Source organism: Dietzia sp. UBA5065 (assembly GCA_002415925.1).
Taxonomy (GTDB): domain Bacteria; phylum Actinomycetota; class Actinomycetes; order Mycobacteriales; family Mycobacteriaceae; genus Dietzia.
This window is the reverse complement of sequence record DIAZ01000157.1, coordinates 8,456-9,966: the sequence shown is the minus strand read 5'-3', so window position 1 is coordinate 9,966 and position 1,511 is coordinate 8,456. Positions and strand designations below refer to the sequence as shown.

General features: G+C 76.8%; 2 protein-coding genes and 1 pseudogene. 1 reads left to right on the top strand and 2 read right to left on the bottom strand.

Translation table 11 applies throughout. The annotated features are described in order from the left end of the window. Window positions 1-264, top strand: a pseudogene (locus B4M60_RS12850) (TetR/AcrR family transcriptional regulator); the annotation flags it as partial. A 25-nt stretch (window positions 265-289) separates the two neighbouring features. Here B4M60_RS12850 and B4M60_RS12845 read toward each other — a convergent pair. Together B4M60_RS12845 and B4M60_RS12840 are read right to left on the bottom strand one after the other, a co-directional pair. Further along, a complete protein-coding gene (locus B4M60_RS12845; protein ID WP_291084643.1) occupies window positions 290-862 on the bottom strand; it encodes an SAM-dependent methyltransferase in 573 nt (190 codons plus the stop codon). Next, a partial coding sequence (locus B4M60_RS12840; protein WP_291084640.1) for a PIG-L deacetylase family protein occupies window positions 859-1,511 on the bottom strand: 653 nt, incomplete at its 5' end. The genes B4M60_RS12845 and B4M60_RS12840, both read right to left, overlap by 4 nt.

The following is a 1,511-nucleotide window of genomic DNA, read 5'->3' as shown; positions in this document are numbered from 1 at the left end:
CGGCGGCCCGTGGAACCGGTGGCCCGCGAGATCTACCTGCGGCTGCGGGGCGAGGCGATCGAGCGGATCGCGGAGGAATTGGGTCGGGTCCGGCCGGGGCTGACGGGCGCGGACGCCCGGCTCCTGGCCACGTACGCCCTGGCGGGGGGCGACGGCGTCTTCCTCGCCTCGCTGACCGGGGACGCCGACGTGGCGGAGCTGTTCAGGCTCCACGCGGAGGCGATCGTCCACCTGGTGGAACAGGCGGAGGGCGCGGGGACCTAGCGCGGAGGCCTGCGCGGGAGCGTGGTCAGGCGCGGCGGAACACCTCCAGGAGGAAGCCCTCCTCGCGGTGGTGGACCAGCCGCTCGAGCTCGTCGCGGCGGGCCAGCGCCGCGTGGACGTCCTCCCCGTGGCACGCGTGATCCTCCGAGCGCCCCAGCCAGTGGCACGCCACCACCGTGCCGCCGGACTCGACCAGCCGCAGCAGGTCGCCGATCAGCGCGTCGAGCCGGTCGGCCGCCGTGTAGTAGAGGAACTCCGAGAGCACCAGCAGGTCGCAGGCGGGGCGGGGCCACGGGGCCAGGGCGTCGGCGGTGCGGACGGAGACGTGCGCCAGGCCGGCGCGCGAGATCCGCCGGCGGGCCTGCTCCGCGGCGGCGTCGACCACGTCCACGGCGTGCACCTCGTCGCAGCGCGCGGCCAGCGACTCGGTGAGCACGCCCACCGAACAGGCGGGTTCGAAGCACACCCGGTATCGCCGCTCGGGCAGCGACGCCACCAGCAGGCCGTAGCGGCGGAGCTCATACCAGGAGCCGGCGAAGTCCCACGGGTCGGCGGAGTCCGCGTACACGGACTCGAAGTAGTGGCCCGGCGTGCTCACCAGAACACCGTCTCCTCGCGGGTCACCAGCCGGTCGAGGATCCAGTCGGGCAGGATCGCCTCGTCGCCCGGCCGGTCGGACAGCGGCGCGACCTGGGTGACGAACTCAGCCACCGCCGCGCGCTTGGCGGCCAGCTCGGGGCGGGAGAGCACCACCCGGCGGCGCCGGTCCCACGGCACGCGCGGGTCGCCGGGGCGGGCCCAGTGCCAGGTCCACACCGGGTACTCGACCAGCCGGGCCCCGGTGGCGGCGCAGGCGTCGGCGGCGGCCCGGCCGCAGGCCTCGTGGTCGGGGTGCCCGTCCCCGCGCCAGGTCGCCAGGACCAGGGACTCGACGCCCGGGTCGCCGACGGCCCGAGCGATGGCCTCGGTGAGCTCGCCCGCTCGCCCGCCGACCCCGCCGTCCGGCAGGCCCAGGCGGACGGGCTCCGGCAGCCCGAGGAGGGCGCACGCGCGCCGGCTCTCCTCCACCCGCAGCCCGGCCAGCCGCCGCGGGCTCATCGTGGGGGAGTCGGGGTGGGAGGCGTCGCCGTCCGTGACGGCGAGGACGACGACCTCGACGCCCGCGGCCGCGAACCGGGAGGCGGTGACGCCCACGCCGAGGATCTCGTCGTCGGGGTGCGGCGCCACCACCACGAGCCGCCGGTACC